Source organism: Nitrospirillum amazonense, assembly GCF_029594735.1.
GTDB lineage: Bacteria > Pseudomonadota > Alphaproteobacteria > Azospirillales > Azospirillaceae > Nitrospirillum > Nitrospirillum amazonense.
Window position 1 is genome coordinate 43289 of sequence record NZ_JARPAF010000001.1, and the last position, 24776, is coordinate 68064.

General features: G+C 68.5%; 20 protein-coding genes and 1 riboswitch. Of the genes, 10 read left to right on the forward strand and 10 right to left on the reverse strand.

What is annotated here, in order from left to right:
• Positions 1-39 precede the first annotated feature (39 nt).
• Positions 40-645 carry a substrate-binding periplasmic protein gene (locus tag P5F91_RS00190; RefSeq protein ID WP_186454924.1) on the reverse strand — a complete coding sequence of 202 codons (606 nt, stop codon included), beginning with the start codon at positions 643-645 and terminating at the stop codon, positions 40-42.
• Positions 646-1087: 442 nt separating this feature from the next.
• Between P5F91_RS00190 and P5F91_RS00195 the strand changes: the two genes are divergently transcribed.
• Entirely contained in the window at positions 1088-1222 is a 135-nt protein-coding gene (locus P5F91_RS00195; protein WP_277906069.1) for a hypothetical protein, read from the forward strand.
• Positions 1223-1324: 102 nt separating this feature from the next.
• On the opposite strand, the gene P5F91_RS00200 is transcribed toward P5F91_RS00195, so the two are convergent.
• From P5F91_RS00200 to P5F91_RS00210, 3 genes are all read right to left on the reverse strand, one after another.
• The gene (locus P5F91_RS00200; RefSeq protein ID WP_186454923.1) at positions 1325-2485 is read right to left on the reverse strand and encodes an efflux RND transporter periplasmic adaptor subunit; all 1161 of its coding nucleotides are present in this window, start codon (positions 2483-2485) and stop codon (positions 1325-1327) included.
• Between the two features lie 19 nt (positions 2486-2504).
• On the reverse strand, positions 2505-5720 hold the full coding sequence (locus P5F91_RS00205) for an efflux RND transporter permease subunit (protein WP_145612884.1): 3216 nt from the start codon (positions 5718-5720) through the stop codon (positions 2505-2507).
• Positions 5721-5950: 230 nt separating this feature from the next.
• Positions 5951-7165, reverse strand: a complete 1215-nt coding sequence (locus P5F91_RS00210) for a glycosyltransferase 87 family protein (protein WP_145612883.1) — start codon at positions 7163-7165, stop codon at positions 5951-5953.
• A 148-nt stretch (positions 7166-7313) separates the two neighbouring features.
• Positions 7314-7539, forward strand: a riboswitch (cobalamin riboswitch).
• Between the two features lie 160 nt (positions 7540-7699).
• Here P5F91_RS00210 and cobU point away from each other — a divergent pair.
• From cobU to bluB, 4 genes are read left to right on the forward strand one after another with little or no spacing between them, the layout of a single operon-like run.
• Entirely contained in the window at positions 7700-8224 is a 525-nt protein-coding gene (cobU, locus tag P5F91_RS00215; protein WP_145612882.1) for a bifunctional adenosylcobinamide kinase/adenosylcobinamide-phosphate guanylyltransferase, read from the forward strand.
• A gap of 18 nt (positions 8225-8242) precedes the next feature.
• Complete coding sequence (gene cobO / locus P5F91_RS00220) at positions 8243-8863, forward strand: cob(I)yrinic acid a,c-diamide adenosyltransferase (RefSeq protein WP_145612881.1); 621 nt, start codon at positions 8243-8245, stop codon at positions 8861-8863.
• Positions 8863-10356 (forward strand): cobyric acid synthase, encoded by a 1494-nt coding sequence (locus P5F91_RS00225; protein WP_145612880.1) that lies wholly within the window; start codon positions 8863-8865, stop codon positions 10354-10356. The genes cobO and P5F91_RS00225 overlap by 1 nt, the downstream gene beginning before the upstream one ends.
• On the forward strand, positions 10353-11006 hold the full coding sequence (gene bluB / locus P5F91_RS00230; RefSeq protein WP_145612879.1) for a 5,6-dimethylbenzimidazole synthase: 654 nt from the start codon (positions 10353-10355) through the stop codon (positions 11004-11006). The genes P5F91_RS00225 and bluB overlap by 4 nt, the downstream gene beginning before the upstream one ends.
• A 71-nt stretch (positions 11007-11077) precedes the next feature.
• On the opposite strand, the gene cbiB is transcribed toward bluB, so the two are convergent.
• Positions 11078-12067 carry an adenosylcobinamide-phosphate synthase CbiB gene (cbiB, locus tag P5F91_RS00235; protein ID WP_277906070.1) on the reverse strand — a complete coding sequence of 330 codons (990 nt, stop codon included), beginning with the start codon at positions 12065-12067 and terminating at the stop codon, positions 11078-11080.
• 17 nt (positions 12068-12084) lie between these two features.
• Here cbiB and cobD point away from each other — a divergent pair, with 17 nt between their 5' ends.
• A complete protein-coding gene (gene cobD, locus P5F91_RS00240) occupies positions 12085-13101 on the forward strand; it encodes a threonine-phosphate decarboxylase CobD (protein ID WP_277906071.1) in 1017 nt (338 codons plus the stop codon).
• 11 nt (positions 13102-13112) lie between these two features.
• Here cobD and P5F91_RS00245 read toward each other — a convergent pair whose 3' ends face one another.
• The 4 genes from P5F91_RS00245 to P5F91_RS00260 form a co-directional block, all read right to left on the reverse strand.
• Positions 13113-14039, reverse strand: a complete 927-nt coding sequence (locus tag P5F91_RS00245) for a substrate-binding periplasmic protein (protein ID WP_277906072.1) — start codon at positions 14037-14039, stop codon at positions 13113-13115.
• Between the two features lie 116 nt (positions 14040-14155).
• Positions 14156-14641: a Cys-tRNA(Pro) deacylase gene (ybaK, locus tag P5F91_RS00250; RefSeq protein WP_277906074.1), complete on the reverse strand. Its 486-nt coding sequence runs from the start codon at positions 14639-14641 to the stop codon at positions 14156-14158.
• Positions 14642-14676: 35 nt separating this feature from the next.
• Positions 14677-15681: an alpha/beta hydrolase gene (locus P5F91_RS00255; protein WP_277906076.1), complete on the reverse strand. Its 1005-nt coding sequence runs from the start codon at positions 15679-15681 to the stop codon at positions 14677-14679.
• Between the two features lie 98 nt (positions 15682-15779).
• Entirely contained in the window at positions 15780-17030 is a 1251-nt protein-coding gene (locus P5F91_RS00260; RefSeq protein ID WP_277906077.1) for an MFS transporter, read from the reverse strand.
• A 377-nt stretch (positions 17031-17407) separates the two neighbouring features.
• Between P5F91_RS00260 and P5F91_RS00265 the strand changes: the two genes are divergently transcribed.
• From P5F91_RS00265 to asnB, 4 genes are all read left to right on the forward strand, one after another.
• The gene (locus P5F91_RS00265; protein WP_246134538.1) at positions 17408-19435 is read left to right on the forward strand and encodes a TonB-dependent receptor plug domain-containing protein; all 2028 of its coding nucleotides are present in this window, start codon (positions 17408-17410) and stop codon (positions 19433-19435) included.
• A 13-nt stretch (positions 19436-19448) separates the two neighbouring features.
• Entirely contained in the window at positions 19449-19907 is a 459-nt protein-coding gene (locus tag P5F91_RS00270; protein WP_277906078.1) for a hypothetical protein, read from the forward strand.
• Positions 19908-20062: 155 nt separating this feature from the next.
• Entirely contained in the window at positions 20063-21757 is a 1695-nt protein-coding gene (locus P5F91_RS00275) for a methyl-accepting chemotaxis protein (protein WP_277906079.1), read from the forward strand.
• Positions 21758-21872: 115 nt separating this feature from the next.
• The gene (asnB, locus tag P5F91_RS00280) at positions 21873-23801 is read left to right on the forward strand and encodes an asparagine synthase (glutamine-hydrolyzing) (protein WP_277906080.1); all 1929 of its coding nucleotides are present in this window, start codon (positions 21873-21875) and stop codon (positions 23799-23801) included.
• On the opposite strand, the gene P5F91_RS00285 is transcribed toward asnB, so the two are convergent.
• Positions 23762-24694, reverse strand: coding sequence for a LysR family transcriptional regulator (locus P5F91_RS00285; RefSeq protein ID WP_145612869.1), 933 nt, complete (start codon positions 24692-24694; stop codon positions 23762-23764). The two genes, asnB and P5F91_RS00285, sit on opposite strands and share 40 nt — an antisense overlap.
• Positions 24695-24776: the final 82 nt, after the last annotated feature.

Sequence of the window (24776 nt, forward strand, 5' to 3'; positions counted from 1 at the left end):
CCGTCCACCCGTCTCCGGACGACGGGTGGCCCCGGCGGCTCAGTGCGCGCCGGCCAGCGCCCGGTCGAAGGCGGCGATCAGATCGTCGCCCACCGTCTGTGCGCACATGATACGCCCAGCGCCCACGGCGGACAGCTCGGGGAAGTGGGTGATGACGAGGTCGCCTGGGTCCACGCCCGCCGACAGGGCCGCGTTACGGGCGTCATCGGGGCCGGAAACGATGGTGTAATCGATATGGCCAGCCGCCACCATCTTGACCAGATCGGCGGGGGTGCCACGTATAGGTCGGACGTGGCTGGCCTCTTCCGCTGCCAAGCGATCCAAAGCGGGCCCCTTGGATGCGCCCAGCATGTTGCCGTAGACCCGGGCCGGATCCCGAATCAGGCTTTCAAAGGTCGGGTAGCCCTTGATCCAGTCGGCGCCCTTGCGGGTGATGACCAGCCACTCCGTCCCCGGGAACAGCGGCTCGGTGAACTTGAAATGCGCTTCGCGGTCCGGTGTCTTGATGACGTTGGGGGTGCAGGCCACCCTGCCGTCCTGCAGGTCCGCCAGGATGCGGTTACGCGGGATAGGTCCTAGCCAGGTAACCTCATAGCCGGCTTTGGCGGCCAACGCCTCCACCCGGGCCGCGATGGGTCCGCGCACGGCCGCACCATCCGAAGCCCCTTGCAGGAAGGGACCCACGTCAGGGTATAAAAATTGAATAACAGGCTTGCCGCTGGGTTGATCCACGGCGCCGGACAGGCCAGTACCACCCGCGATAACGCTTAAGAACAAGCTGCCAATTAAACTGGCGGTGGCGCCCACGGGTCAGGCCCCCAATCGACGGAAAAGAGCGATAGGATGGGTCATTTCTGCCTACCCGCCAAGAGACGTTATTGCCCACCGGCAACAATAATATTGCCGGCGACTGCGCCGCCACTTTCCTAATAACTCAAATCTTAACGGATTAACAATGGCTTGCCGTTTCAGGACCTGGAAACTGTCCTGATGGTAGAGGGTCTGAAAACTGGCCCGAGGTTTGCTTTCCCCTGTTTTCGCCTGCCGTCGGGATTGTCCCGATCGGCGCTTTGATGGGGGAAAATCCATGTCTTTCAAGAAGATCGTTATGGCGTGCCTGGTTCTGGTCGGTGTCGGCGTCTATGCCACCAGCCATATGACGGCTGAGCGCAAGGTGGCCCTGGCCAGCCCGATCGAGTGCAACGGCTGCGAACCTTGGTAAGGTTCATCTTTACGCTTGTACCAGGCGCCGGCCCATCCGGCGCAAAAGCAAGCGGCCGCTCCTGGGGGGAGCGGCCGTTTGTTTTTCAATGACGTCAGGCCTTTACTTCGCCGCGCCGTCCTTGGGCGCATCCTCCGCCACTGTCACGGCGTCGCCGTCGTTCAGCATGGTGTTGGGATTCAGCACCACGCGGTCCTTGTCGCTGACCCCGCCCACCACCTCGACCGTGGTGTTGAATTCACGGCCCAAGGTCACGGGGTGGAAGCGCACCTTGCCCTCACCATCGACGATGGCGACGCGCTTGCCTTCCGGCCGGGTGACGATGGTGTTCACCGGCAGGGCCAGCACCTGGGCGCCGGCCTCGGGGAAATGGGCGTTGCCGCGCATGCCGGCCGGGATGGTCAGGTCGGGGTTGGGCAGGTCGGCCTCGACCCGCATGGTGCCGCTGGTGCTGTCCACCGCGTGTGAGATGCGCACCACCTTGGCCGGGAAGGTGCGGCCCGGGAATTCCACGAAGCTGGCGTCCACCGCGGCGCCCACCGCCACGGCCGGCACCTGACCCTGGGGCACGTCGATGACCAGGCGCAGGTGGTCTTGGCGGGACACCTGGTACAGGGCCTTGCCGCTGCTGGCGTCGGCCACCACCAGGTCGCCCTGTTCCACCAGGCGCTGGGTGATGATGCCGTCAATGGCCGTCGTCACCGTCTTGTAGGCGGTCAGCTGCTCCAGCCGCTTCACGTTGGCGATGGCGGCCTCCAGGTCGGCCTGGGCGGCGTTCAGGGCGGACTCGCGGGTGTCGTAGGTCTCGCGGGTCACCCAGCCGTCGCCCAGCAGGGACTTGGACCGGCTGTAGTTGGATTTGGCCAGGGCCAGGTTGGCCTCCGCCTGGTGCTGTGCCGCGCGGGCCTGCATCAGCTGCTGATCCTGGTCGGGCGCCTCGATGACGGCCAGGGTCTGGCCGGCCTTCACCACGTCGCCGATGTCTACCAGGCGCTTGCCGATATAGCCGGAGACGCGGGCGTAGACGGTGTATTCCGTCAGGGCCTGGGTCTGGGCCGGCAGCAGCAGGCCGTCGGACGATTTCACCGGCTTGGGGTTGGTGGTCTTCACCTGCAGCGGCGCCTGCGGCCGGGCTTCGGGCGGGGCCTTGTTGCCGCTGGCCAGGTGGGGGGCAGACACCAGGCCGATGGCGGCCAGGGCCACGACGGCGGTGCCCAGCATCCAGGACCGGCGGCGGACGGTGGTCTTAGGGGCGGCGGTCATAATCATCAGACTCCTAAAATCACTCGGCGGCCGAGCCGGCGGGAACGGTGGTGGTCGCAAGCACGGCATGGCGCCGGCGATGCAGCAGGACGTACAACGCTGGAACGGCCAGCAGGGTCATGGGCGTGGAGAACAGCAGGCCGCCCATCACCGCGCGGGCCAGGGGGGCGTTCTGCTCGCCACCCTCGCTCAGCGCCAGGGCCATGGGGATCATGCCCAGCACCATGGCCAGGGCCGTCATCATGACGGGGCGCAGGCGGGCGCCGCCGGCCTCCGCCATGGCGTCCAGGGATGTCAGGCCCTGTTCGCGCCGCTGGTTGGCGAAGGACACCATCAGCACGCTGTTGGCGGTGGCGACACCGATGACCATGATCATACCCATCAGGGCCGGTTCGCTGAAGGTGGTGCCGGTCAGCAGCAGCATCACGGCGCCGCCCAGGATGGCGGCCGGGGTGGCCCCCAGCACGATCAGCGGGTCCAGCCAGGACTGGAAGTTCACCACCATCAGCATGTAGACGAAGACCACGGCCAGGGCCATGCCGGCGGCGATGTCGCCGTAGGCCTGCTCCATGGTCTTGATCTGGCCGCCCATCTCAATGCGGTTGCCGGGCTTCAGCTGCGGGCGCACGGCGTCGATGGCGGCCTTGATGTCGCGGCTGACCGACCCCAGGTCGCGGCCCGAGACGTTGGCGATGACGTCATAGCGGGGCGCGAAGGAGGTGCGGCTGATGTCCGCGGCCACCTTGGTGGGCACCAGCTTGGCAACGTTGCGCAGCAGCACCGGCGTCGTCACCCGGGTGGAATGGATGGGGGTGTTCAGCAGATCCTCGGCCGAGGCCATCAGGCGCTGCGGCGACTGCACCACGACCGGGTAGATGACCAGCGAGTTGACGTCCATCCAGTAGCTGGGATTGACCACGCCCGAGGACGCCAGCGACACCAGCACCTCCTGCGCCACGTCGTTCTGGGTCAGGCCCAGCTCGGCGGCGCGGGCCCGGTCGACCTCGATGCGGTAGGCCGGGGTGGCCGTCACCTGGCGCAGCGTCACGTCCACCAGGCCGGGGATGTTCTTGAAGCGCTGGCGCAGGTCCTCCGCGATCAGGGCGTTGGGCCCGCGGGCCGTGCCGATGATGCGGATGTCGATGGGGGTGGGCACGGCGCCGTTCAGGATCTGGCTGGTGATGTCGCCGGGCTTTTGGAAGATCTCAACGCCCGGGTAATCCTTGGCCACCATGGCGCGGATCTGCTCGACATACTCATGGGTGGGCCGCGACCGCTTCTCGGTCAGGGCACCCAGGATTTCACCGTCGGCGGAGCTGACGGTGACGCTGTCGGTCAGGCCCAGGTTCACCGGGTCGGGCAGGCCGATGTTGTCGATGATCAGGCCCAGTTCCTCTGGCGGGATGATCTTGCGGATGGACCGCTCGATGGCGCCGAACTGACGCGACGCTTCCTCCAGCCGGGTGCCGGCGGGGGTGCGGACGTGCAGGCGGAATTGGCCGGCATCGACCTCGGGGAAGAAGTTGGTGCCGACGAAGGGGATGGTGGCGGCGGCGCAGACCAGCAGCACCACAGCGAAACCGGTTACCATCCACGGCCGTGACAGGCCGCCGCCCAGCACCCTCAGGTACCGCTGGCGCAGGCCCTCGAAGCCGCGCTCGAATCCGGCATGAAAGCGCGCCCAGGCGCCGGCCAGGCCGGTCGGGGGCGCAACGTGGCCATGGTTGCCCTCCTCGCCATGGCCGTGGCCGCGCAGTTCCGCCGGCAGCAGCCAGGCGGCCATGGCCGGGACCAGGGTCCGCGACAGCACGTAGCTCATCAGCATGGAGGAGATGACGGCCAGCGCCAGGGGCGAGAACAGGTACTTGGCGATACCGTGCAGGAAGAAGATGGGCACGAACACGATGCAGATGCACAGCGTCGAAACCAGGGCCGGGAAGGCCACCTCGTCCGAGCCTTCCAGGATGGCCTGGCGCAGCGGCTTGCCCATGCCGATGTGGCGGTGGATGTTCTCGATGGCCACGGTGCCGTCGTCCACCAGGATGCCGATGGCCAGCGCCAGGCCGCCCAGGGTCATCACGTTCAGGGTGTGGCCGGCCATGGAAAGCACGGCCACGGCCGTCAGAATGGACAGCGGGATGGAGGTCAGCACGATGGCCGTGCTGCGCCAACCACCCAGGAACAGCAGGATCAGGATGGCCACCAGGGCGCCGACGATCAAGCCCTCGTGCTGGATGCCTTCCATGGCGTGCTTGATGAAGGTGGTCTGGTCGAACAGCGGCTGGATGCGCATGCCCTCGGGCGCCGCCTTGCGGATCTCCGGCAGCCGGCGCATGACCTCGTCCACCACCGCCAGGGTGCTGGCGCCACCCAGCTTCATGATGGTCAACAGCACGGCGGGCTGGCCGTCGGCGTGCACCACGTTGGTCTGCACGGCGGCGCCGTCGCGGACATTGGCCACGTCGCGCATGAACACGGTGCGGCCGTTCACGTCGCGCAAGGGGATGTCGTTGAAGGTATCGACGGCGATGGGCGAGCTGTTCAGGCCCACCTGGTATTCGGTGTCGCCGATCTTGGCGGTACCGGACGGCAGATTCAGGTTCTGGGCGGTGATGGCCTTGTTGACGTCGTTGGGGGTCAGGCCATAGCTGCGCAGCTTGTCCGGGTCGATATCGACCATGATCTGGCGCGCGTTGCCGCCGTAGGGCAGGGGCAGGCGCATGCCGGGGATGTCGCTGATCTGCGACCGGATGGTGATGCGGCCATAGTCGTACAGCTGCGCCTCGGACATGGTGTCGGACGACAGGGCCAGCTGCAGGATGGGCACGGAGGACCGGCTGTACTGCACGATCAGCGGCGGCTGCGTGCCCGTGGGCATGCGCTTCAGGATGGTCTGGCAGATGGCGGAGATCTGCGAGATGGCCAGGTCGATGTTCACGCCCGGCTGGAAGGTGGTGCGGATGATGCCCACGCCGTTGGACGTCTCGGATTCCACCTCCGCCACGTTATCGGCGGTGTTGATGATGGCCAGCTCACCAAAGGCGGTGATCTTGCCCGTCATCTCCTGCGCGTCCAGGCCCGAGTAGCTCCACACCACGGTGACCGTGGGGATCTCCACCTCGGGGAAGATGTCCGTGGGCATCCGGAACAGGCTCAGCACGCCCAGTAGCGTGATCAGGCCCGCCAGCACGGCGAAACTATAGGGACGCCTCAGGGCGTAGGCGACGATCCACATGAGGACGGGGCTCCGGCAATGCGATGCGGAAAAATGCAACGCTACGCCCAGGGGCCGAGGTCGCCCCCCGCCCGGCACAGCCCCAAATAATTAACGCGCTTGACGGTTAAGGGGAACCTACTTCGATACGCAACGGTTCGAATTTAGGCATGCCGCGACCAATCGCCGCCAAATCGGAAAACTGTGGCCTGCGTCACTGCGCCCGTCGGCGGAGGGGAATGTAAAGGTGGCTAACCTTGAATTGCCAAGCTCTCCCTCGGTGCATCCTCGGGGGTTTCCTGACGGCCCACGGCGGGCCGGTCGGGCAGGGATGGCACCCAGCGGACCACGACATACAGGCCGAATCCGCACGCCAGAAGCGGCTTGAACCACGTGGTGGTGGCCACGTGCAGGCCTCGCGTCCAGACGTGGGTGGTCAGCGCGAAGCACAGCAGCACCAGCATCCAGCCCAGCGCCCGGTTGCGGCGGACATGAAATTCCCAGCCCGCCAGGGCGCCGGCGACCAGCGCCATGTCGCCGAAATGGCCAAGGACCGTACGCGGGTTGAACAGCAGCAGATACGTGACCATCAAGGCCGCCACGGTGGCGGCGGCCTTGGGGGCCGGCAGGCGGCTGACGGTGCCGCGGGCCAGGGTCAGCACGGCGATGCCGGCCAGGGCGCGGATAACGGTCTGGGCCATCAGGTCCAGTGGCAGGCCCAGGGTGGCCAGGCCATTGGCGAAATCGTGCCAGACGCCGCCGCCGGGGTTGGCGCTGCTCATGGTCTTGCGCACGAGCTGGCCATATTCGCCCAGGGCGTAGCCGGGGTCCCAGTGCGTCAGGGGCAGGGCCAGGGCCGCCGTCAGCCACAGCGCCAGGGACAGACGCAGGCGGGGCCACAGGGCGAAGGCCAGCATGACCAGGGCCAGGGCCTGGGGCTTGAACGCGCCGGCCAGTACCAGCAGGAACGCGGCGCGGCGCCACCGGCCTTCCGCCACGTCCGCCAGGCCGGCCAGCATCAGGCCCAGCATCAGGAATTCGGTCTGGGCGCCCCGCAGATCCACCACGCCGATGGGCAGCGCCGCCAGCAGGGCCACGCCGAACAGGCGCTGCCAATCGGTGCCCTGACGTTTCGCCGGCGCCAGCAGGCGGCACAGCCGGGCCACGCCCCACCAGCAGACGGCCAGCAGGCTCAGACGCCACAGCGCATCGCCCAGCAGCGGCGGCAGATAGGCCCACGGGGTGAACAGCACGGCGCTGGATGGCAGGTAAAGGAAGCCGTTGATGCCATCCTCGTAAATCTCAGCGCCCTGCCACCAGGCCCAGGTGGCCTCGGCGTAGATGTGGAATTCAGAAACGAACCGTCCACTAATCACCTGCGCCTCGATCACCACCAGGGCGATCGCCCAAAGGGCGAGGCCGAGCACCAGCGGGCGGGCCAGGGAAGGAAGTGGCGGGCGAACCATGCTGCAGAATAACCTATCTCATAGGTAATAGGCTCTATGGTCTATGCCTACCACCTTTGTGCTCAAGGTCAAGTGCCAAGGCTTGGCCGTTGCATATTTAAGATAAAATGTCGCGACGCCGCCCTTGCCCGGCACGGGCGATTGCCGTAAGGCTGCCATCGCCGACGGTTCCGCAGGTCCGCCTGTGGATGAAAAGGGAACGTGGTGGGGATGCGCGGCATCCGACTCCATGGCTGCCCCCGCAACTGTGAACGGCGAGCGCCGCCCACCCCGCCGCACGGGGAATGGCCACTGGGTTCCCAACGGAACCTGGGAAGGCTGGGCCGGCGCCGTGACCCGTGAGCCAGGAGACCTGCCGCCGGTGGCATTCGCATGGTCGCGGGGGCGGGGTGTCCCGGCGGAACCGGTCAGCGGCGCGGCGGGTCCCAGGGGCCCCGTGGCCGCTCGGTCTCGTCGACAGGTAATCCCCTCCTTCCGGCTGGTCTTGGCCTCTGATACCACGGGTGCATGAGGCCGGTGGGATGGAACTGACTGATGACGCATGAGCACACGGCCGTCCCTGGCGTCACTCTGGTCCTGGGCGGGGCCCGCTCCGGCAAAAGCCGCTTCGCCGAGGGGCTGGTGACCGCCCTGCCCGGGCCCTGGACCTATATCGCCACCGCCCAGGCCTGGGACGACGAGATGCGCGACCGCATCGGCCGCCACCAGGCCGACCGCGTGCCCGGCTGGACGACGGTGGAGGCGCCGCTGGACCTTGCCGGCGCGCTGGCCGCCCCCGGCGACGGGCCGGTCCTGGTCGATTGCCTGACGCTATGGCTGACCAACGTCATGCTGGCCGACCGCGACGTGGTCGCCGCCGTCGCCACGCTGGAGGGGGCGCTGGCCGCCCGTACGGGCGCCACCGTCCTGGTGGGGAATGAGGTAGGCATGGGCATCGTGCCGGAGAACGCGCTGGCCCGCGCCTTCCGCGACCACGCCGGCCGGCTGCACCAGCGCCTGGCGGCCACGGCGTCGCAGGTGTTCCTGACGGTGGCGGGCCTACCCCTGAAAGTGAAATAAGAGCGGAAGGAGGTAGCCATGGCCGATCTTGAGTCCCCGGATGACGAAGGCGCCCGCCATCGCGAGAAGATGCAGAAGCGCAAGGCCGTGCAGGACGCCCGTGTCGCCCAGGCCACCCGGGAGAAGGGCCTGCTGATGGTCCACACGGGCCCCGGCAAGGGCAAGACCACGGCGGCGCTGGGCATGATGCTGCGTACCGCCGGGTATGGCCTGCGCGTGGGTTTCATCCAGTTCGTGAAGGGCAACTGGGCGACGGGCGAGCAGACGGCGCTGACGCGCTTTTCCGACCTGATCGACCACCATGTGATGGGCGAGGGCTTCACCTGGGATACCCAGGACAAGGAGCGGGACATCGCCGCCGCCGTCCGCGCGTGGGAACTGGGCCGCCGCATGCTGGCCGACCCGCAGTACCACCTGGTGGTGCTGGATGAGATCAACATCGTGCTGCGCTACGGCTACCTGGATGTGGCCGATGTTCTGGCCGGGCTGAACGCCCGCCTGCCCGACACCCATGTCCTGGTCACCGGCCGCAACGCCAAGCCCGAGATCATCGAGGCTGCCGACCTGGTGACGGAGTTTCAGGCGGTGAAACATCCTTTCCAGGCCGGCATCAAGGCGCAGCGCGGGATCGACTTCTGATGGCCGACCGCACCGCCGGGGGCGCCCGCGCCCTGATGATCCAGGGCACCGGTTCGGACGTGGGCAAGTCGCTGCTGGTGGCGGCCCTGGCCCGGGCCTATACCCGGCGCGGCCTGCGGGTGCGCCCGTTCAAGCCGCAGAACATGTCCAACAACGCCGCCGTGACACCGGACGGGGGGGAGATCGGCCGCGCCCAGGCGCTGCAGGCCCGCGCCTGCGGTGTCGCGCCCTCGGTGGACATGAACCCGGTGCTGCTGAAGCCGCAGACGGACCTGGGCGCGCAACTGGTGCTGCGCGGCCGCGTGCTGGGCAATGCTCAGGCCTCGGCCTACCAGCGCCGCAAGGGGGAACTGCTGCCGGCCGTGCTGGAAAGCTTCCACCGCCTGCGGGGGGAGTGCGACCTGGTGGTGGTGGAAGGGGCGGGCAGCCCGGCGGAAACCAACCTGCGCGCCGGGGACATTGCCAACATGGGCTTCGCCCGCGCGGCCGGTGTACCGGTGGTATTGGCCGGCGACATCGACCGGGGTGGGGTCATCGCCAGCCTGGTGGGCACCCATCGCGTGCTGGACGTGGAGGATCGCGCCCAGATCCGCGGCTTCCTGATCAACAAGTTCCGCGGTGACGTCCGCTTGTTCGAAAAGGGCGTGACGGAGATCGAGGCCCGCACCAGCTGGCCCTGCTTCGGCGTCATGCCGCACCAGCCGGCGGCAGCCCGCCTGCCGGCCGAGGACGGCATGGACTTGGCCCACTGGGCGAAACGCGCCTCCGGTGGAGCCTTGCGCGTCGCCGTGCCCATGCTGTCGCGCATCGCCAATTTCGACGACCTCGACCCCCTGCGGCTGGAGCCGGGCGTTACGGTGGTGATGGTGCCCCCCGGCCGGCCCCTGCCGGGCGACGCCCACGGCGTCATCCTGCCGGGGTCCAAGGCCACCCTGGCCGACCTGGCCTTCTTCCGCGCGCAGGGGTGGGACATCGACCTGGCGGGCCATGTGCGTCGGGGGGGCTGGGTGCTGGGCCTGTGCGGCGGCTATCAGATGCTGGGCCGGACGGTTGCCGACCCCGACGGCATCGAGGGGCCGCCCGGCATCGCCGCCGGCCTGGGCTACCTGGACGTGGAAACCGTGCTGGCCCCGGCCAAGACCCTGCGCGCGGTGACGGGCCACGACGCCGCCAGCGGGTCGGCCCTCACGGGGTATGAAATGCACCTGGGTGTGACCCAGGGGCCGGACCGCGCCCGGCCGCTGCTGTATCTGGAGGCGGAGGGTGGCGAGGCGGTGGCGGAGGGGGCGGTCAGCCTTGATGGCCGCATCGCCGGCACTTATGTCCACGGCCTGTTCGGCCATGACGCCCAGCGGGCGGCATGGCTGCGGCGATGGAACGTGGCGCCCGGCCTCGATAGTTATGACGGCACGGTGGAGGCGGCGCTCGATGAGTTGGCCGAGGCCGCCGAACGCCACCTGGATCTCGACGCACTATGGGCCATCAGCCGATGACCGCTCCCGACAGGCCGTGCCCCGACTTCGACGCAGACTTCCGGGCCCACTTCCGTGACCTACTGGTCTGGCGGCGCGACGTGCGGCGTTTCCGCACCGATCCGCTGCCCGATGGATTGCTGGAACGGCTGCTCGACCTGGCCTGCCTGGCGCCGTCCGTGGGCCTCAGCCAGCCCTGGCGCTTCGTCCGGGTGGACGATCCCGCCCGCCGCGACGCCGTGCGGATGGAATTCGAGCGCTGCAACGCCGAGGCGCTGGCCGCCCAGGCGCAGGATCGCGCCCGCCTGTACGCCCGCCTGAAGCTGGCGGGCCTGCGCGAGGCGCCCTGCCACCTGGCGGTGTTCGTCGATCCCGACCCGACGCAAGGCGCCGGCCTGGGCCGCCGCACCATGCCCGAGACCCTGGCCTATTCCGCCGTCGCGGCCATCCAGACGCTGTGGCTGGCAGCGCGGGCGGAGGGGATCGGCCTCGGCTGGGTTTCCATCCTGCGGCCAGAGGTGATGAACGGCCTGCTGGCGGTGCCGGCCGAGTGGCGCCTGGTGGGCTATCTTTGCATCGGCTACCCCGCCGAGCCGGACGACGTGCCCGAACTGGAACGCGCCCACTGGGAACAGCGGCATCCACTGTCCGACGTGCTGTTTCAGAGATGAGGGGGATGGCTTTTTTGCCCTCAAATGCCGGGCGGCCGCATCCGCGGGTTTGGCTTCCCCGCATTTCCGTCCTAGCTTATCCAGGCGGCGATCAGCGCCAAGCCCCACAGCAGGGCCAGGCTGCGGCGGTAAAGGCTGAGGCCGGCCTCGATGTCGGCGGCGGTGGCCTCGGCCCGGCCGTCGCCCATCCAGTGGTCGTCCACCCGCACATCGCCATAGGTGCGGGGACCGGCCAGGCGCAGGCCCAGGGCGCCCGCCATGGCGGCCTCCGGCCAGCCGGCGTTGGGGCTGCGGTGATGGCCGGCGTCACGGCGGACGGCAACCAACGCCGCCTTGGCCCCGGCGGGGCCGCGCGTCCAGGCCGCCAGCACCAGCAGCAGGGCCGTCAGGCGCGAGGCCGGCAGGTTCACCACGTCGTCCAGCCGGGCGGCCGCCCAGCCATAGGCCTCATGCCGGGGGGTGCGATGGCCCACCATGCTGTCGGCGGTGTTGATGGCCTTGTACGCCAGCACTCCCGGCAGGCCACCCACCGCCAGCCAGAAGGCCGGCGCCACCACCCCGTCGGAAAAGTTCTCCGCCAGGCTTTCGATGGCGGCGCGGGCCACGCCGGCCTCATCCAGGCTGGCGGGGTTGCGGCCGACGATGTGCGATACCGCCTCCCGCCCGCCCTCCAGCCCGCGCTGGCGCAACGCGCGCGGCACGGCGGCGACGAAGCGGTGCAGGCTGCGCTGGGCCAGCAGGCTGCTGGCCACCAAGCCCATCGCCACGGTTCCCCAAAGGCCACCCAGGCGCGCCAGCAAGGATTGCAGCAGGACGCCGACGGCCAGCGCCACCCCCACCAGCACCAGCTCGGCCAGGATGCCGGCCGCCTTGCGCCAGGCCACCGGCCGTTCGGCCTGGTTCCAGGCGTGGTCCAGCCCGCTGATCAGGGCACCGATCCACACCACCGGATGGCGGATGCGGGCATACAGGGCGTCGGGATAGCCCAGCAGGGCCTCCAGCGCCAAGGCGGCCAGGGCCAGCCAGGGCAGGACGGGGTAAAGGGTGGGGAAGACGCTCATGATGTCTGGGGTTTAGCATGATGACGCCCGAAATCCAGATCCGTCATGGCGGCGACCTGACCCAGGCGGTGTCCCTGTTCCCCGATGCACCCGGCCCCTGGGTCGATCTCAGCACCGGTATCAATCCCTGGCCCTATCCCTTGCCCCCCATCCCGCCCGTCGCCTGGACGGGCTTGCCCACGCGCGGTGACCTGCGGGCGCTGCTGGCGGCGGCGGCCTTGGCTTATGGCGCGCCGGGGCCGGACAGCCTGGTGGCGGCACCGGGATCGGAGCTGCTGATCCAAACCCTGCCGCGTCTGCGCGCCGCCGGGGAGGTGGCCATCGTCGGCCCCACCTATGGCGACCACGCCCGTGCGTGGGCCGCCGCCGGCCATGCCGTGCGTACCGTGACGGCACCTGAGGACGCGGTAGACGCCGCCGACGTGGTGGTGCTGTGCAACCCCAACAACCCCGATGGTCGCGCCTGGGAGGTGGGTGACCTGCTGGATCGGGCCGCCCGTCTGGCTGCGCGCGGCGGCTGGCTGGTGGTGGACGAGGCCTACGCCGACCTGGACCCCACGCGCAGCCTGTGCCCGCACGCGGGTGCGCCGGGGCTGGTCATCCTGCGATCCTTCGGCAAGTTCTTCGGCCTGGGCGGTGTGCGCCTGGGTTTCGTCCTGGCGCCGCCGGCGCTGCTGGACGCGGTGCGCCTGGCGCTGGGGTCCTGGGCCGTCAGCGGCCCCGCGCTGGCGGTGGGCGCGGCGGCACTGGCCGACCTGGGCTGGCAGGCCACCATGCGGCGCCGGCTGAGCGCTGCGGCGGAGGCGCTGGACAATGTGCTGCGGGCCGGGGGCCTGCGCGTTATCGGCGGCACGGCGCTGTATCGGCTGGTGGATGCCGGTGACGCCGCCGCCCTTTGGCGGCACCTGGCCCAGGCCGGCCTGTGGACGCGGCCCTTTCCGGAACACGCTGGCTGCCAGGCCTGGCTGCGCCTGGGCCTGGCAGCGGACGTCGGCGCGCTGGACCGCCTGGCGGCGGCGCTGGCGGCAACCTAAAGGCGCGTGCTCTACCGGTCGAACCAGTATTTGTCCGGCAGGGCGGCCGTCTCCGGCGACTGGACCGGGTTGGGAATGTCGATGCGCCGGCGGGTGTCCAGGTGCGCCTCGGCCAGCAGCTTCCGGATGGCAGGGTGCCCGTTGAAGTATTTCAGGAAGGAGCCATCATCGTAGGCGCGGCGCAGCCCCTCCTCGATGGTCGCGGCCAGGGCCTCGTCCTTCTTGTTGGTGAAGAAATACAGCGGCAGCCGATAGACCAGCAGCAGGCTGTCCTCCACCGCCAAATCCGGGCAGTCGGCGGCATGCGCCGCTAGCTCGGCATAGATTTCACTGGCGCTGCGGGGGAAATAGTCCAGGCGTCCCTGCTGCATGAGGCGGAACAGCAGGTCATAGCGGAAGGTCTCGACCGGCAGCCCGGCTGCCTGGAAGATGTCCACGTCGGTCCAGCCCAGGCCCTGGCCCGCCGTCAGCTGGCGCAGGTCGTCCAGGCTCTGCACGGCGGTGAAACGGGGCTGGTCCTGCCGGCGGATGATGAACAGGCGATAGCCCAGCAGGCCCCGGTAGAGGGGGATACGGATGGGACGCAGCTCGCGCTCCAGTTCCGCGTTGCTGCCCACCCAGGCAAGGTTGATGACGGCACCCGTCTTCAGCGCCGCCACGGCCCGGGTGCGTTCCATCAGGGTGTCGCTGGATTGCAGGGTGTAGCGGACGCCCATCTCATCCAGCGCCAGGCGCAGCAGGCCCAGCGGATAGTCGGCACGGGGGTCGTCGCCGGATTCCACGTATCGGGGGTAGATGATGGAAAGCCGCGGGGCGCTGGCCTCGTTCTCCACCGCGCCGGCCATGGCACGCCGATTCCAAGCCTGGGCACAAACCAGGACCACGAACGCGACCGTGGCCAGGCGCCAGGCCCGGACGGCGCTGCGGACATGCGACATGCTTCCTCCCGACCGGCGGCGCCTCTTAATGCGGGCGCCGTTCGGATGGGACCATGTTCCGGCTGGGCGCCGGTTTTGGCAACGGGGCGTAAGGTTGGGGTGGTGTAAGGTGGGGATCAGGCCGTGATGTCGGCCCACCGCGCATCGGCAGCCTTGACCAAGTCGGCCGGGGCCAGCGCCAGTTGCAGGCCCCGGCGCCCGCCGTTGACGATGATCTCCGAGAGCGTTTCGGCCGACCGGTCCAGAAAGGTGGGCAGCGTGCGCCGCTGGCCCAGGGGGCTGATGCCGCCCACGACATAGCCGCTGCTGCGCTCCGCCACCGCCTGGGGCGCCAGGTCCGACTTCTTGGCCTTGGCCGCCGCTGCCAGTGCCTTTAAGTCCAGGCGCGCTCCGGCCGGGATGATGGCGCACGCCAAGCCCCCCGGCCCGCCCTCCAGCTGGCAGACCAGGGTTTTGTAGACCAGGGCGGGATCCAGGCCCAGCGCCTCCGCCGCGGCCAGGCCAATGGCGGCGGCGTTGGGGTCGTAGTCGTATTCCAGCAGGCGGTAGGGGACACCCGCCGCCTCCACCGCGCGCACCGCCGGTGTTCCCTTGGTCGCCATGGTTCCTCATCCCCCTTTCAGTCGGGGGCAGCGTATCAAATCCCGGCGCCGTCGATGAAATTGTAAATGTCGAAGGATGCCAGGCCCTTGGCGATGTCGTTCACCGCCTTTTGCGCCTGGGGCAGGCGGCCGCCCAGGGTGATGAAGCCGTGCACCATGTCGGGATAGACGGTGTGCAGCACGGGCACCCCGCTGCCGGCCAGGCGGGCGGCATACTGCCGCCCCTCATCCTGCAGCACGTCCAGGCCGGCGGTCAGGATGACAGCGGGTGGCAGGCTGGCCAAGCTGCCGGCCAGAAGGGGCGACAGGCGCCAGTCATTGCGATCGGCGCCGTTCGCGTAGTTGTCCACGTACCACAGGTACTGCTCCCGGCTCATGAGATAGCCGTTGGCGCGGCGGTGGTGGGACGGACGGTCGGCGTTGAGATCGGTGCAGGGATAGATCAGCACCTGGGTCTTCAGGTGCGGCCCGCCCTCGTCCCGTGCCTTCAGCGCCAGCACGGCAGCCAGGTTGCCACCGGCGCTGTCGCCGGCCACGCCGATGGCCAGCGGGTCGATGGCCAGGCGCTCCGCGCTGGCAGCCAGCCAGGTCAGGGCGGCCCAGGCGTCGTCCAGGGCGGCGGGATAGGGATGTTCCGGCGCCAGGCGGTAGTCCACCGCCACCACCGTGTGGCCGGAGGCCGCCGCCAACTGGCGGCACAGGATGTCATGGCTTTCCAGATTGCCGATGGTCCAGCCGCCGCCGTGCAGGAACAACAGCGCCGGAACCGGCCGCCAGCCGAAATTGGCGCGATAGATGCGCACCCGCAGGGGGCCGCCCGGCCCGCCGATGATCTGGTCCATGACCGAGGCCAGGGCCGGCGGCTCCGGCGCCAGGGGGCGGCGGCTTTCCACATAGCCGGAACGCAAGGCGTCCAAGGGGATATCGCGATACCGGGGCGGTCCGATCTCCCGCAGCAGGTCGGCCAGGGCCGGGGGCACGTCATCCGGCACGAAGAAACCGCCATCGTCGGGCGGGGGGTGGGCGGGGCTGGCGGCCATGACATCCTCACGAGAATTACCGCGTGATGCGCAGTATGACCGCCTAAATAAACTCAAGTCAATGTGTTATATTCCGCATATAACATAAATAGATTGTTCTATTGGGTGCGCCGGGACGCAAGGCCCAGGGCGTTCAGGATCAGCAACCCCAGCAGGCCGCCCACGAACAGGGTGATCCCGGTCCATTCCCAGCCGTGCCAGAAGAAGCCGCCGGCCGTCCCGGCAAGGGTGGAGCCCATGTAATAAGCGAACAGGTAGAGGGCGGAGGCCTGGCCCCGGTGCTGCCGGGCGCGCAGGCCGATCCAGCCGGATGCCACCGAATGCACGCCAAAGAAGGCGAAGGTGAACAGGCCCAGGCCCAGCGCCAGCGTGTCCAGCCGCGCGATGTCCATGATGCCCAGGCCCGCCAGCATCAACACGGACGACGCCACCAGCACCCGGCCGGGGCCGAACCGGCTGGACAGCCCGCCGAACAGGGGCGAGCTGATGATGCCGAAGACATAGACCAGGAACAGCACGGCCACCGTGGCGGGGGGAACGCTCAGGGGCGGCGCCTGCAGGCGGAAGCCGACATAGTTGAACACGGTGACGAAGGCGCCCATAGCCAGGAAGCCGGTGGCGAACAGGGCGACCAGTCCGCCGTCCGACAGGTGCAGGCGCCAGGCGGCGGTCAGGCCGCTCCACAGGCCACCCTCGCGCTGGCGGAAATGGCGTGACGGTGGCAGGGCCGTGGCCACGGTGAGGGCGGCCAGGATGCCCACCCCGCCCACCATGCCCACCGCCACCCGCCAGTTGGAAACGTCGGTGATCAGCACGGTCAGGATGCGGCCCGCCATGCCGCCCATGGCGGTGCCGCCGATGTACAGTCCCATGGTGAGGCCGGCGGATTTCGGGTTCACCTCTTCCGCCACATAGGCCATGGCGACGGCGGGCAGCCCGCCCAGCGCCAGCCCGGCCAGGGCCCGCAGCACCAGGAACAGGGGCCAGCCGGGCGCCAGCGCGCTGGCCAGGCCCAGGCCGCCGGACAGGGCCAATGAGGCCACCATGATGCCCTTGCGCCCTGAGCGGTCGGAAATGGCGCCGGCCACCAGCAGGGCCACGGCCAGCGCCGCCGTGGTGACGGACAACGACAGGCTGGCCCCCGGCGGGCTGATGCTATAGGCGCGCACGAAGTCCGGCAGCAGCGGCTGCACGCAATAGAGCGTGGCGAAGGTGGAAAATCCCGCCACGAACAGGATGGCCGTCACCCGGCGATAGGCCGCGGTGCCGACCTCAAGATAGGGCAGGTCTTTACCAATCTGGGTCGCGGATGCCGCCGGGGCGGCGGTGGTGGGTGTGTCGCTTGGCATGCCGGAACCTTCGGGCCAGGGGAGCGCGCCATTTGGCGGTGCCCCTGCCAAGGCCTTGCCGCCACATGTCTTTTTCGCAGGAAGACGGGCCCGCCGATAGTGTCGCAGTCGCATGGCACCAATCCAACCATCGGCGACATACCCAAGTAGCGACTACCGAATAATGGATCAGATAAATTTTATGTATTAAGGATGTAGAGGGAATTGATTAAGTAATCATGGTAAATGTACAGTTAACGACAAAACATTTTATAAAAAATACCCTTTGGAGTATCCAAAAGAATATATTGCTCAGGTTGTTATGTGAACCAGTTAACCCGAAACAATCCGTCGTCGTCTTGTCTCGGGTGAGTTGGGGTTAAAGAATGAAAAACACCATGCGTTTGAAGTCCAAATTGGCGCGTTCGCCGTCCCGGCTGGTGCTGACGCTGTTGGGTGTCGCTATCGCGTCCAGTGCGCAGGCCCAGTCCATGAACTACGGGTCGCTGGAAGACCTGTTCGGCGAGGCGGTGACGACCTCGGCCACCGGCCAGCCGCAGCGCGCCAGCGAGGCGCCGGCCCCCATGACCATCATCACCGCGGACGAGATCGCCCACTCCGGCGCGCGCACCATTCCCGACATCCTGAACCGGGTGGCCGGCGTGGATGTGCTGTCCTGGGGTGTCTCCGGCGCCGACGTGGGCGTGGATGGCTACAACCAGGGCAACAACCCGCGCCTGCTGGTGCTGGTGAACGGCCGCCAAGTCTACCTGGACCATTACGGTGTAACCATCTGGTCCGCCATCCCGGTGCAACTGCCCGAAATCCGCCAGATCGAGGTGGTGAAGGGCCCGCAGGCCGCCCTGTTCGGCTTCAACGCCGTCTCCGGCGTGGTCAACATCATCACCTATAACCCCCTGTACGACGATGTTGGCGCAGCCCAGGTGACCGTCGGCAGCCAGGGCCAGAAGGAGTTTGACGCGGTCAAGAGCGTAAAGCTGGGCGACAAGGTCGGCGTGCGCTTCTCCGCCGGCGGCTGGAACATGGATGAGTACGGCACCGCGTCCGACAAGTTGGTCCAGGGCCTGCGCGGCAACGGCTCCATGCGCCGCGCCGCCTCCATGGACAGCTTGGCCCAGATCACCCCCGATGTGCAGGCCGGCTTCGAAGGCACCTGGAGCCGTGCCGACGAATTCGGCATGACCGCGCTGCAAGGCCCCACGCAGGGCCAGTACCAGACCCGCTCCTTCAAGGGCACGGTGAAGGCCAATACAGACTGGGGCCTTGTCGATGCCACCGCCTACAGCAACCACTTGGACTACCATCTGAACCTGTTGAATAACGGCGCCATCACCTCCGTGGCATCCGATACCGACACCACCGTGGTGCAGGTGCAGGACCTGGTGAAGCTGACGCCTACGCTGACCACCCGCGTCGGCCTGGAATACCGCGACAACAGCATCGACAGCTCCCCGGGCAAGGGCGCCACAACCGGCTATCAGGACTTTGCCCTGTCCAACATGTACAATTGGCAGGCGTCCGACACCCTCAGCCTGACGTTGGCCGGCCGCTGGGACCACACCTGGCTGAACCGCAGCGGGTTCGCACCGGTGCCCTTCACCACCGCCGACTATAACAACCGTGCCTTCGACACCTTCTCCTACAACGCCGGTGTCGTTTGGCATCCGTCGGCTGACGATACCATCACGGCCACGGCCGGCCGGGGCATCCAGTCACCTACCCTGATTGAACTGGGCAACAACACTGTCAGCAAGCAGGCACCCGGCTCGGTCCAGGTTACGGGCAATCCTTATGTCAACCCGACCGTGGTGACGAATTACGAACTGGGTTACCAGCGAGCCATTTCCGCCATTAACGGCGCCGCCAAGGTTTCCGCCCTGTATCAAAAGACCGAGGACTACAAGTCCATCGCTTTCAGCTCCATCCATTTCATCAATGGCTACCCCACCATCTTGTTGGGCGAGAATTTCGGCAACAGCAAGGAATGGGGCACCGAGGCCGAACTGCACGGCAAGCTCGGCGGCATGCGTTGGTCGGCGTCGTGGACGTGGCTGAACCCCATCGACAGCTTCACCTTCAAGCCGGGGACAGTGCCGGTGAATTATCAGCGCTCAACGCCCAAGAACACAGTGAAGGGCAATGTCGGTTATGACTTCGGCCGATGGACCACGGACCTGTTCCTGTATTGGAAGTCCGACTACGCCGCCTATTACCAGACGGCCAAGGGCCCCGGCCTTTATACCGTCAGCCAGGGCCTGACCGCCCAGGCCGCCGTCTCCTACAAGGTCAGCGACGATTTCTCCCTGACGCTGGCGGGCAGCAACCTGCTGCAGGACCACACCCAGTTGGCCGTGACGCCCCAGGCGGAACGGCGTGTCTGGGGAACGGCCACGTACAAGTTCTAAGGGGGAAAGAGTAATGAACAGCATGATCCTGAAGACCGCCGTGCTGGCCGCCGCCCTGTCGGTGTCCGGCCTGGCCGGTGCGGCGGAGATGGACGCCAAGCAGGTGACCATCGCCGCCAAGGCCCTGGGCTTCCTGACCACCAAGGCCCCTGCCGGTGCCAAGGTGGTGGTGACCGCCGGCGCCGCCCCGGTGGCGGCGGTGCAGGCGGCCCTGCCGGGTGCCGCCGTTGCCGCCGGTGACGCCGCCCCGGGCGCCTACGCCGTGTTCGTGTCCTCCGCCGCCGAGGGCAAGAAGGCCTTGGCCAAGGGCACCGTCACCGTGGGCAACGACATCGCCTGCGTCGATGCCGGCGGCTGCGTCATCGCCGTCGAGACCACGCCCAAGGTCACCATCTACGTCAGCAAGGCGGCGGCAAGCGCCGCCGGTGTCGAGTTCGACCCGAACTTCAAGATGATGGTCACCGAGAAGTAAGGACCCCGGGCGGGCTCCCGAGGGGTGGGGTGGGCGGCTGGGTTGGGCCGTCCATCCCGCCGACGCCTTGGGGGTGCCCGGCCCACAGGAATTCAAGAAGACGGGCGTAAGCCGGCTCAGGACTGGTGGCCAAGATTGGTGAAAGGATGAAGGTGATGCGGTTCGATGATCTTCCCATGGCGTTGAAGCTGTTCGCGGCCCCCGCGATCGGGCTGGTGGCCCTGGTGGCGATGGCCATCGCTTCCCACCAGGTGGTGGGCGGCATCACCACTACCGCCAAGGATGTGGGCGAGGTCCGCTTCGAGGCCACCGCCGAATTACTGAGCGCATCCAGCGAGCTGAACGGCGCCGCCAAGGATCTCTATTACGCCCTGGCGGCCGCCACCGCCGGTGGTGACGCCAAGACCTCCGTTGCCATGCTGGACGGCGTGGTCCAGCGCATGGGCAAGGCGAAGGAGGCGGTGGAACGCGCCAAGGACCGCCTGCCCGACGGCAAGACCAAGGCCGAGCTGGTCACCGTGGGCCAGGACATCGACAAGCTGGGCCAGCCGGTGGGTTTCGTGAAGGACATGCTGGGCATCGACGCCCAGTCCGCCGTGTCCTTCCTGGAACCGCTGCGCGCCAGCCTGCAGGGCGTGCAGGACCGCCTCAGCGCCGCCGCTGCGCATGAGCGGACCACCGCCGCCACCGCCATCAAGGACATGGACGCCAGCGCCACCGCCACCCAGACCCTGTCCACCATCATCGTGCTGATCGTGGTGCTGGGCGTGGCCGCCATCACCTTCGTCATCGTGCGCATGCTGAAGGGGTCCATCGACCGCATTTCCAGCGCCACCGAGGCCCTGGCCGCCGGCAACACCGCCGTGAACATCGAGGCGCTGGCCCGCAAGGACGAGCTGGGCGCCATCGTCGGCGCGCTGGCCGTCTTCCGGGCCAACCTGGCCGACCGCGATCGCCTGACCCGGGAACAGGCCGAGGCGGAGAAGCGGGCGGAGGGTGAGAAGCGCCAGGCCTCGTTGCGCATCGCCGACAGCCTGGAAAGCTCCGTCCACAGCCTGGTGGAACGCCTGAACGCCGCCGTGCAGCAACTGGCCGGCAACGCCCGGGGCCTCAGCGACCAGGCCCAGGTGGGGCAGGAACGCACCACCGTGGTCGACCGCGCCGTGACCGAGGCCAACAGCAACGTGCAGGCCGTGGCCAGCGCGGCGGAGGAACTGTCCGTGTCCTTCGGGGAAATCAGCGGCCAGGTCACCCGTGCAGCCACCATGGCCACCAACGCCCGCGTCCGGGTGGAGGAAAGCACCCAGCAGATGGAACGGCTGCAGAACCAGGGCGATCGCATCGGCTCCGTCGTGCGCCTGATCAGCGAGATCGCCAGCCAGACCAACCTGCTGGCGCTGAACGCCACCATCGAGGCGGCGCGGGCCGGTGAGGCCGGCAAGGGCTTCGCCGTTGTGGCCAGCGAGGTCAAGAGCCTGGCGACCCAGACCGCGAAAGCCACCGAGGAGATCGGCGGCCAGATCACCAGCATGCAGGGAGCGACACGCGAGGCCGTCCAGGCCATCGCCGCCATTCAGCAGACGGTGAACGAGATCACTACCATCTCCTCCGCCATCGCCGCCGCCGTGGAACAGCAGGAGGCCGCGACCCGCGAGATCGCCCGCAACGTCCAGATGGCGTCCCAGGGCACGGCCGTGGTGGCGGAGAACGTGGCCGGCCTGCAGGCCATCGCCGACAGCACCCACCGCTCCAGCGACGAGGTCCTGTCCTCTTCGCAAATCCTGGGGACGGAGACGTCGGCGCTGAGCGCCAGCGTGTCGAAGGCCATCGCCTCGCTGCGCGCGGCCTAAGGGCGCTGCCCAACGCAAAGTGGCGGCTGGCGCAATTCGCTGGCGGCTGACCGGTAACGCCCTGTATTCCTGGATATCCCCGTTACGGGGAATCCTGGAATCACAGGGCGGAACCATGTGCGGCATCGCGGGGCTTTGGGTATTCGGGGGGGCGGACGGCACCCGGCTGGCGCGCCAGGCGGGCGTGATGATCGACCGACTGGCCCATCGCGGGCCCGATGACCGGGGCGTCTGGCAGGATGACGCCGCCGGCGTGGCGCTGGCCAACCGCCGCCTGGCCATCATCGACCTCTCCCCCCTGGGCCATCAGCCCATGACCTCGGCCGACGGCCGGGTCACCGTCGCCTTCAATGGCGAGATCTACAATTACCAGGACCTGCGCCAGCAGCTGGTGGGGGAGGGGGTGGCCTTCCGCGGCCAGTCCGATACCGAGGTGCTGGTGGAGGCCATCGCGCGCTGGGGTGCCGCCCGCGCGCTGGCCGCCTGCAACGGCATGTTCGGCCTGGCCATCTGGCTGGCGGAGGAGCGCCGGCTGATGCTGGTGCGCGACCGGCTGGGGGAAAAGCCGCTCTACTGGTCGCTCAGCAACGGCGTGCTGCTGTTCGCGTCCGAGCTCAAGGCCGTCAGGGCGGAGCTGGGCTATCACGCCGTGCCGGACGAGGCGGCGCTGGCCGATTATTTCCGCCACGGCTTCATCCCGGCGCCGCGCACGGCCTTCACCGGTATCCGCCAACTGCCGCCGGGCACCTGCATGACGGTGTCGGCCGACGGCAGTGCCGAGACGCGGGCCTATTGGTCGGTTGCGGACGCCGCCCGCCGCGCCCTGGCGGCCCCTTTGACGCTGGAGGATCTCGAGATCCTGCGCCTGACCGGCGACCTGCTGACCGACGCGGTGCGCCGGCGCATGGTGTCGGACGTGCCGCTGGGCGTCTTCCTCTCCGGCGGCATCGACAGCGCCCTGGTGGCGGCCCTGATGCAGGGGCAGAGCGCCACCCCCATCCGCAGCTTCACCATTGGGTTTGGGGAGGCGGAGTTCGACGAGTCCGCCGCGGCCGAGGCAACGGCCAAGGCCCTGGGCACCGACCACACCACCTTGCGCGTCGGGGCCGCCGACGCGGTGGACCTGGTGCCCCACCTGGCCGGCATGTATGACGAGCCTTTCGCCGACATCTCCGCCATTCCCACGGCCCTGCTGTGCCGTCTGGCGCGCCGCCACGTGACGGTGGCCCTGTCCGGCGATGGCGGGGATGAGGCCTTCGGCGGCTATTCCCGGCACCTGTGGGCGGGATCCGTCGGCCGGTGGCGGCGGCGGCCGGCTTGGCTGCGCCACGGCCTGGCCCGCCTGGACGCCGCCGTGCCCGACGCCTGGATTGATGGCGCCGCCCGTCTGCTGAGGCCGCACCTGCGCCAGCCGGCCGACAAGGTGGGCAAATTCCTGGGCGCCGTGGCGGCGGCGGACGAGGATCAGGCGTATATCGCCATGCTGGGCATGAAGGCCGATGCCATCCTGCGCCCGGGCTTGGCGTTCGAACCGTCCGCGCCCGTGACCTTGCCGCCCATTACGCCCTCGGGGGGCGCCGACCCGACGCTGCGCCTGCAGCTGCGCGACCTTGCCCGCTATCTGCCCGATGGCGTGCTGGTCAAGGTGGACCGCGCCAGCATGGCCGCCGGCCTGGAGGCGCGGGCGCCCCTGCTGGACCCGCGCGTGGTGGAATGGGGCCTGCGCCTGCCGCTGCACCAGCGCCTGCGCGATGGGCGGGGCAAATGGATGCTGCGCCGGCTGCTGGCCGACCGTATTCCGCCGGGTGCCGTCACCGCGCCCAAGACCGGCTTCGGCGCGCCCCTTGGTGTCTGGCTGCGCGGCCCCTTGCGCGACTGGGCGGCCACCTTGCTGGACACCGCGCCCCAGGACAACCTGATCCAGGCGCCGGTGGCGGCCACCCTGTGGCGGCAGCACCTGTCGGGCCGCCATGACCACGCCGGCCGCCTATGGACCGTGCTGTCCTACCTGTCCTGGAAGGCCACGGTGGCCGAGGCCGACTGAAGCTCCCGCGCCACGTCGGTCATCAGTGACCGCAGCCAGCGGTGGGCCGGGTCGTGGCGGTAGCGCACATGCCAGGCCATATCGACGGGAAAGGTGCCCAGGTCCACCGGCGCCGGCAGGATGCGCAGGCGCGGGTCATGGGCCAGGCGGCGGCAGATCAGGCTGGGCAGCGTGGCGCAATAGTCCGTGACGGCGATCATCTCCGGCACCGCCAGGAAATGGGTCACGGATACCGCCACCTCGCGTTTCACACCCCTCTGCTGCAGGGCCTGGAACAGGCCGGCGCGCATGCGGCCCGGTGGCAGCACATTCACGTGCTTCATGCGCTCATACTGGTCGCGGGTCAGGGTGTCACCCACGTCGGGGTGGCTGGCCCGCACCACGCAGGCCAAGCCCTCATCCATCAGGTGCTGCACGATCAGATTGTCCGGCGGATCGACCAGCCGCCCCAGCGCCATGGCCGTGGTGCCGGAAATGACACCCGTGTCGGCCAGGTCGTTGCCATAGGGGACCAGGCGCAGTTTGATGCCCGGCGCCACATCCCGCAGCCGCGCGACGACCGCCGGCATCAGCGCGAACTCGACATAGCTGTTGGGGGCGATGGTCAGCAGGCGATCCGCCTGCGCCGGGTCGAATTCCTGCTGGCCCAGGATGGCGTCATCGATCCTGGCCAGCGCCTCCGCGATCACCGGGGCCAGGTCCAGGGCCACTGGCGTGGGCTGGATGCCATAGCGTTCACGCACGAACAGCGGATCGCGCAGGACCAGGCGCAGGCGCGCCAGCGCGTTGGACAGCGCCGGCTGCGTGATGCCCAGCCGCGCCGCGGCCCGGGTCACGTTCCGCTCCTCCATCAATGTCACGAAGACTGGCAGCAGGTTCAGATCGTAGCGCATCAGTTATAATGTCATATGAATATCTAAAATAACAGAAATAAAGTTCTGAAATATGTCCCGCCGGCGCATGGTTGGGCCATCG

Coding starts and splice junctions, on each gene's coding strand:
- P5F91_RS00195 (WP_277906069.1), top strand. CDS start 1,088: ATGTCTTTCAAGAAGATCGTTATGGCGTGCCTGGTTCTGGTCGGTGTC.
- P5F91_RS00200 (WP_186454923.1), bottom strand. CDS start 2,485: ATGACCGCCGCCCCTAAGACCACCGTCCGCCGCCGGTCCTGGATGCTG.
- P5F91_RS00205 (WP_145612884.1), bottom strand. CDS start 5,720: ATGTGGATCGTCGCCTACGCCCTGAGGCGTCCCTATAGTTTCGCCGTG.
- P5F91_RS00210 (WP_145612883.1), bottom strand. CDS start 7,165: ATGGTTCGCCCGCCACTTCCTTCCCTGGCCCGCCCGCTGGTGCTCGGC.
- cobU (WP_145612882.1), top strand. CDS start 7,700: ATGACGCATGAGCACACGGCCGTCCCTGGCGTCACTCTGGTCCTGGGC.
- cobO (WP_145612881.1), top strand. CDS start 8,243: ATGGCCGATCTTGAGTCCCCGGATGACGAAGGCGCCCGCCATCGCGAG.
- P5F91_RS00225 (WP_145612880.1), top strand. CDS start 8,863: ATGGCCGACCGCACCGCCGGGGGCGCCCGCGCCCTGATGATCCAGGGC.
- bluB (WP_145612879.1), top strand. CDS start 10,353: ATGACCGCTCCCGACAGGCCGTGCCCCGACTTCGACGCAGACTTCCGG.
- cbiB (WP_277906070.1), bottom strand. CDS start 12,067: ATGAGCGTCTTCCCCACCCTTTACCCCGTCCTGCCCTGGCTGGCCCTG.
- cobD (WP_277906071.1), top strand. CDS start 12,085: ATGATGACGCCCGAAATCCAGATCCGTCATGGCGGCGACCTGACCCAG.
- P5F91_RS00245 (WP_277906072.1), bottom strand. CDS start 14,039: ATGTCGCATGTCCGCAGCGCCGTCCGGGCCTGGCGCCTGGCCACGGTC.
- ybaK (WP_277906074.1), bottom strand. CDS start 14,641: ATGGCGACCAAGGGAACACCGGCGGTGCGCGCGGTGGAGGCGGCGGGT.
- P5F91_RS00255 (WP_277906076.1), bottom strand. CDS start 15,681: ATGGCCGCCAGCCCCGCCCACCCCCCGCCCGACGATGGCGGTTTCTTC.
- P5F91_RS00260 (WP_277906077.1), bottom strand. CDS start 17,030: ATGCCAAGCGACACACCCACCACCGCCGCCCCGGCGGCATCCGCGACC.
- P5F91_RS00265 (WP_246134538.1), top strand. CDS start 17,408: ATGCGTTTGAAGTCCAAATTGGCGCGTTCGCCGTCCCGGCTGGTGCTG.
- P5F91_RS00270 (WP_277906078.1), top strand. CDS start 19,449: ATGAACAGCATGATCCTGAAGACCGCCGTGCTGGCCGCCGCCCTGTCG.
- P5F91_RS00275 (WP_277906079.1), top strand. CDS start 20,063: ATGCGGTTCGATGATCTTCCCATGGCGTTGAAGCTGTTCGCGGCCCCC.
- asnB (WP_277906080.1), top strand. CDS start 21,873: ATGTGCGGCATCGCGGGGCTTTGGGTATTCGGGGGGGCGGACGGCACC.
- P5F91_RS00285 (WP_145612869.1), bottom strand. CDS start 24,694: ATGCGCTACGATCTGAACCTGCTGCCAGTCTTCGTGACATTGATGGAG.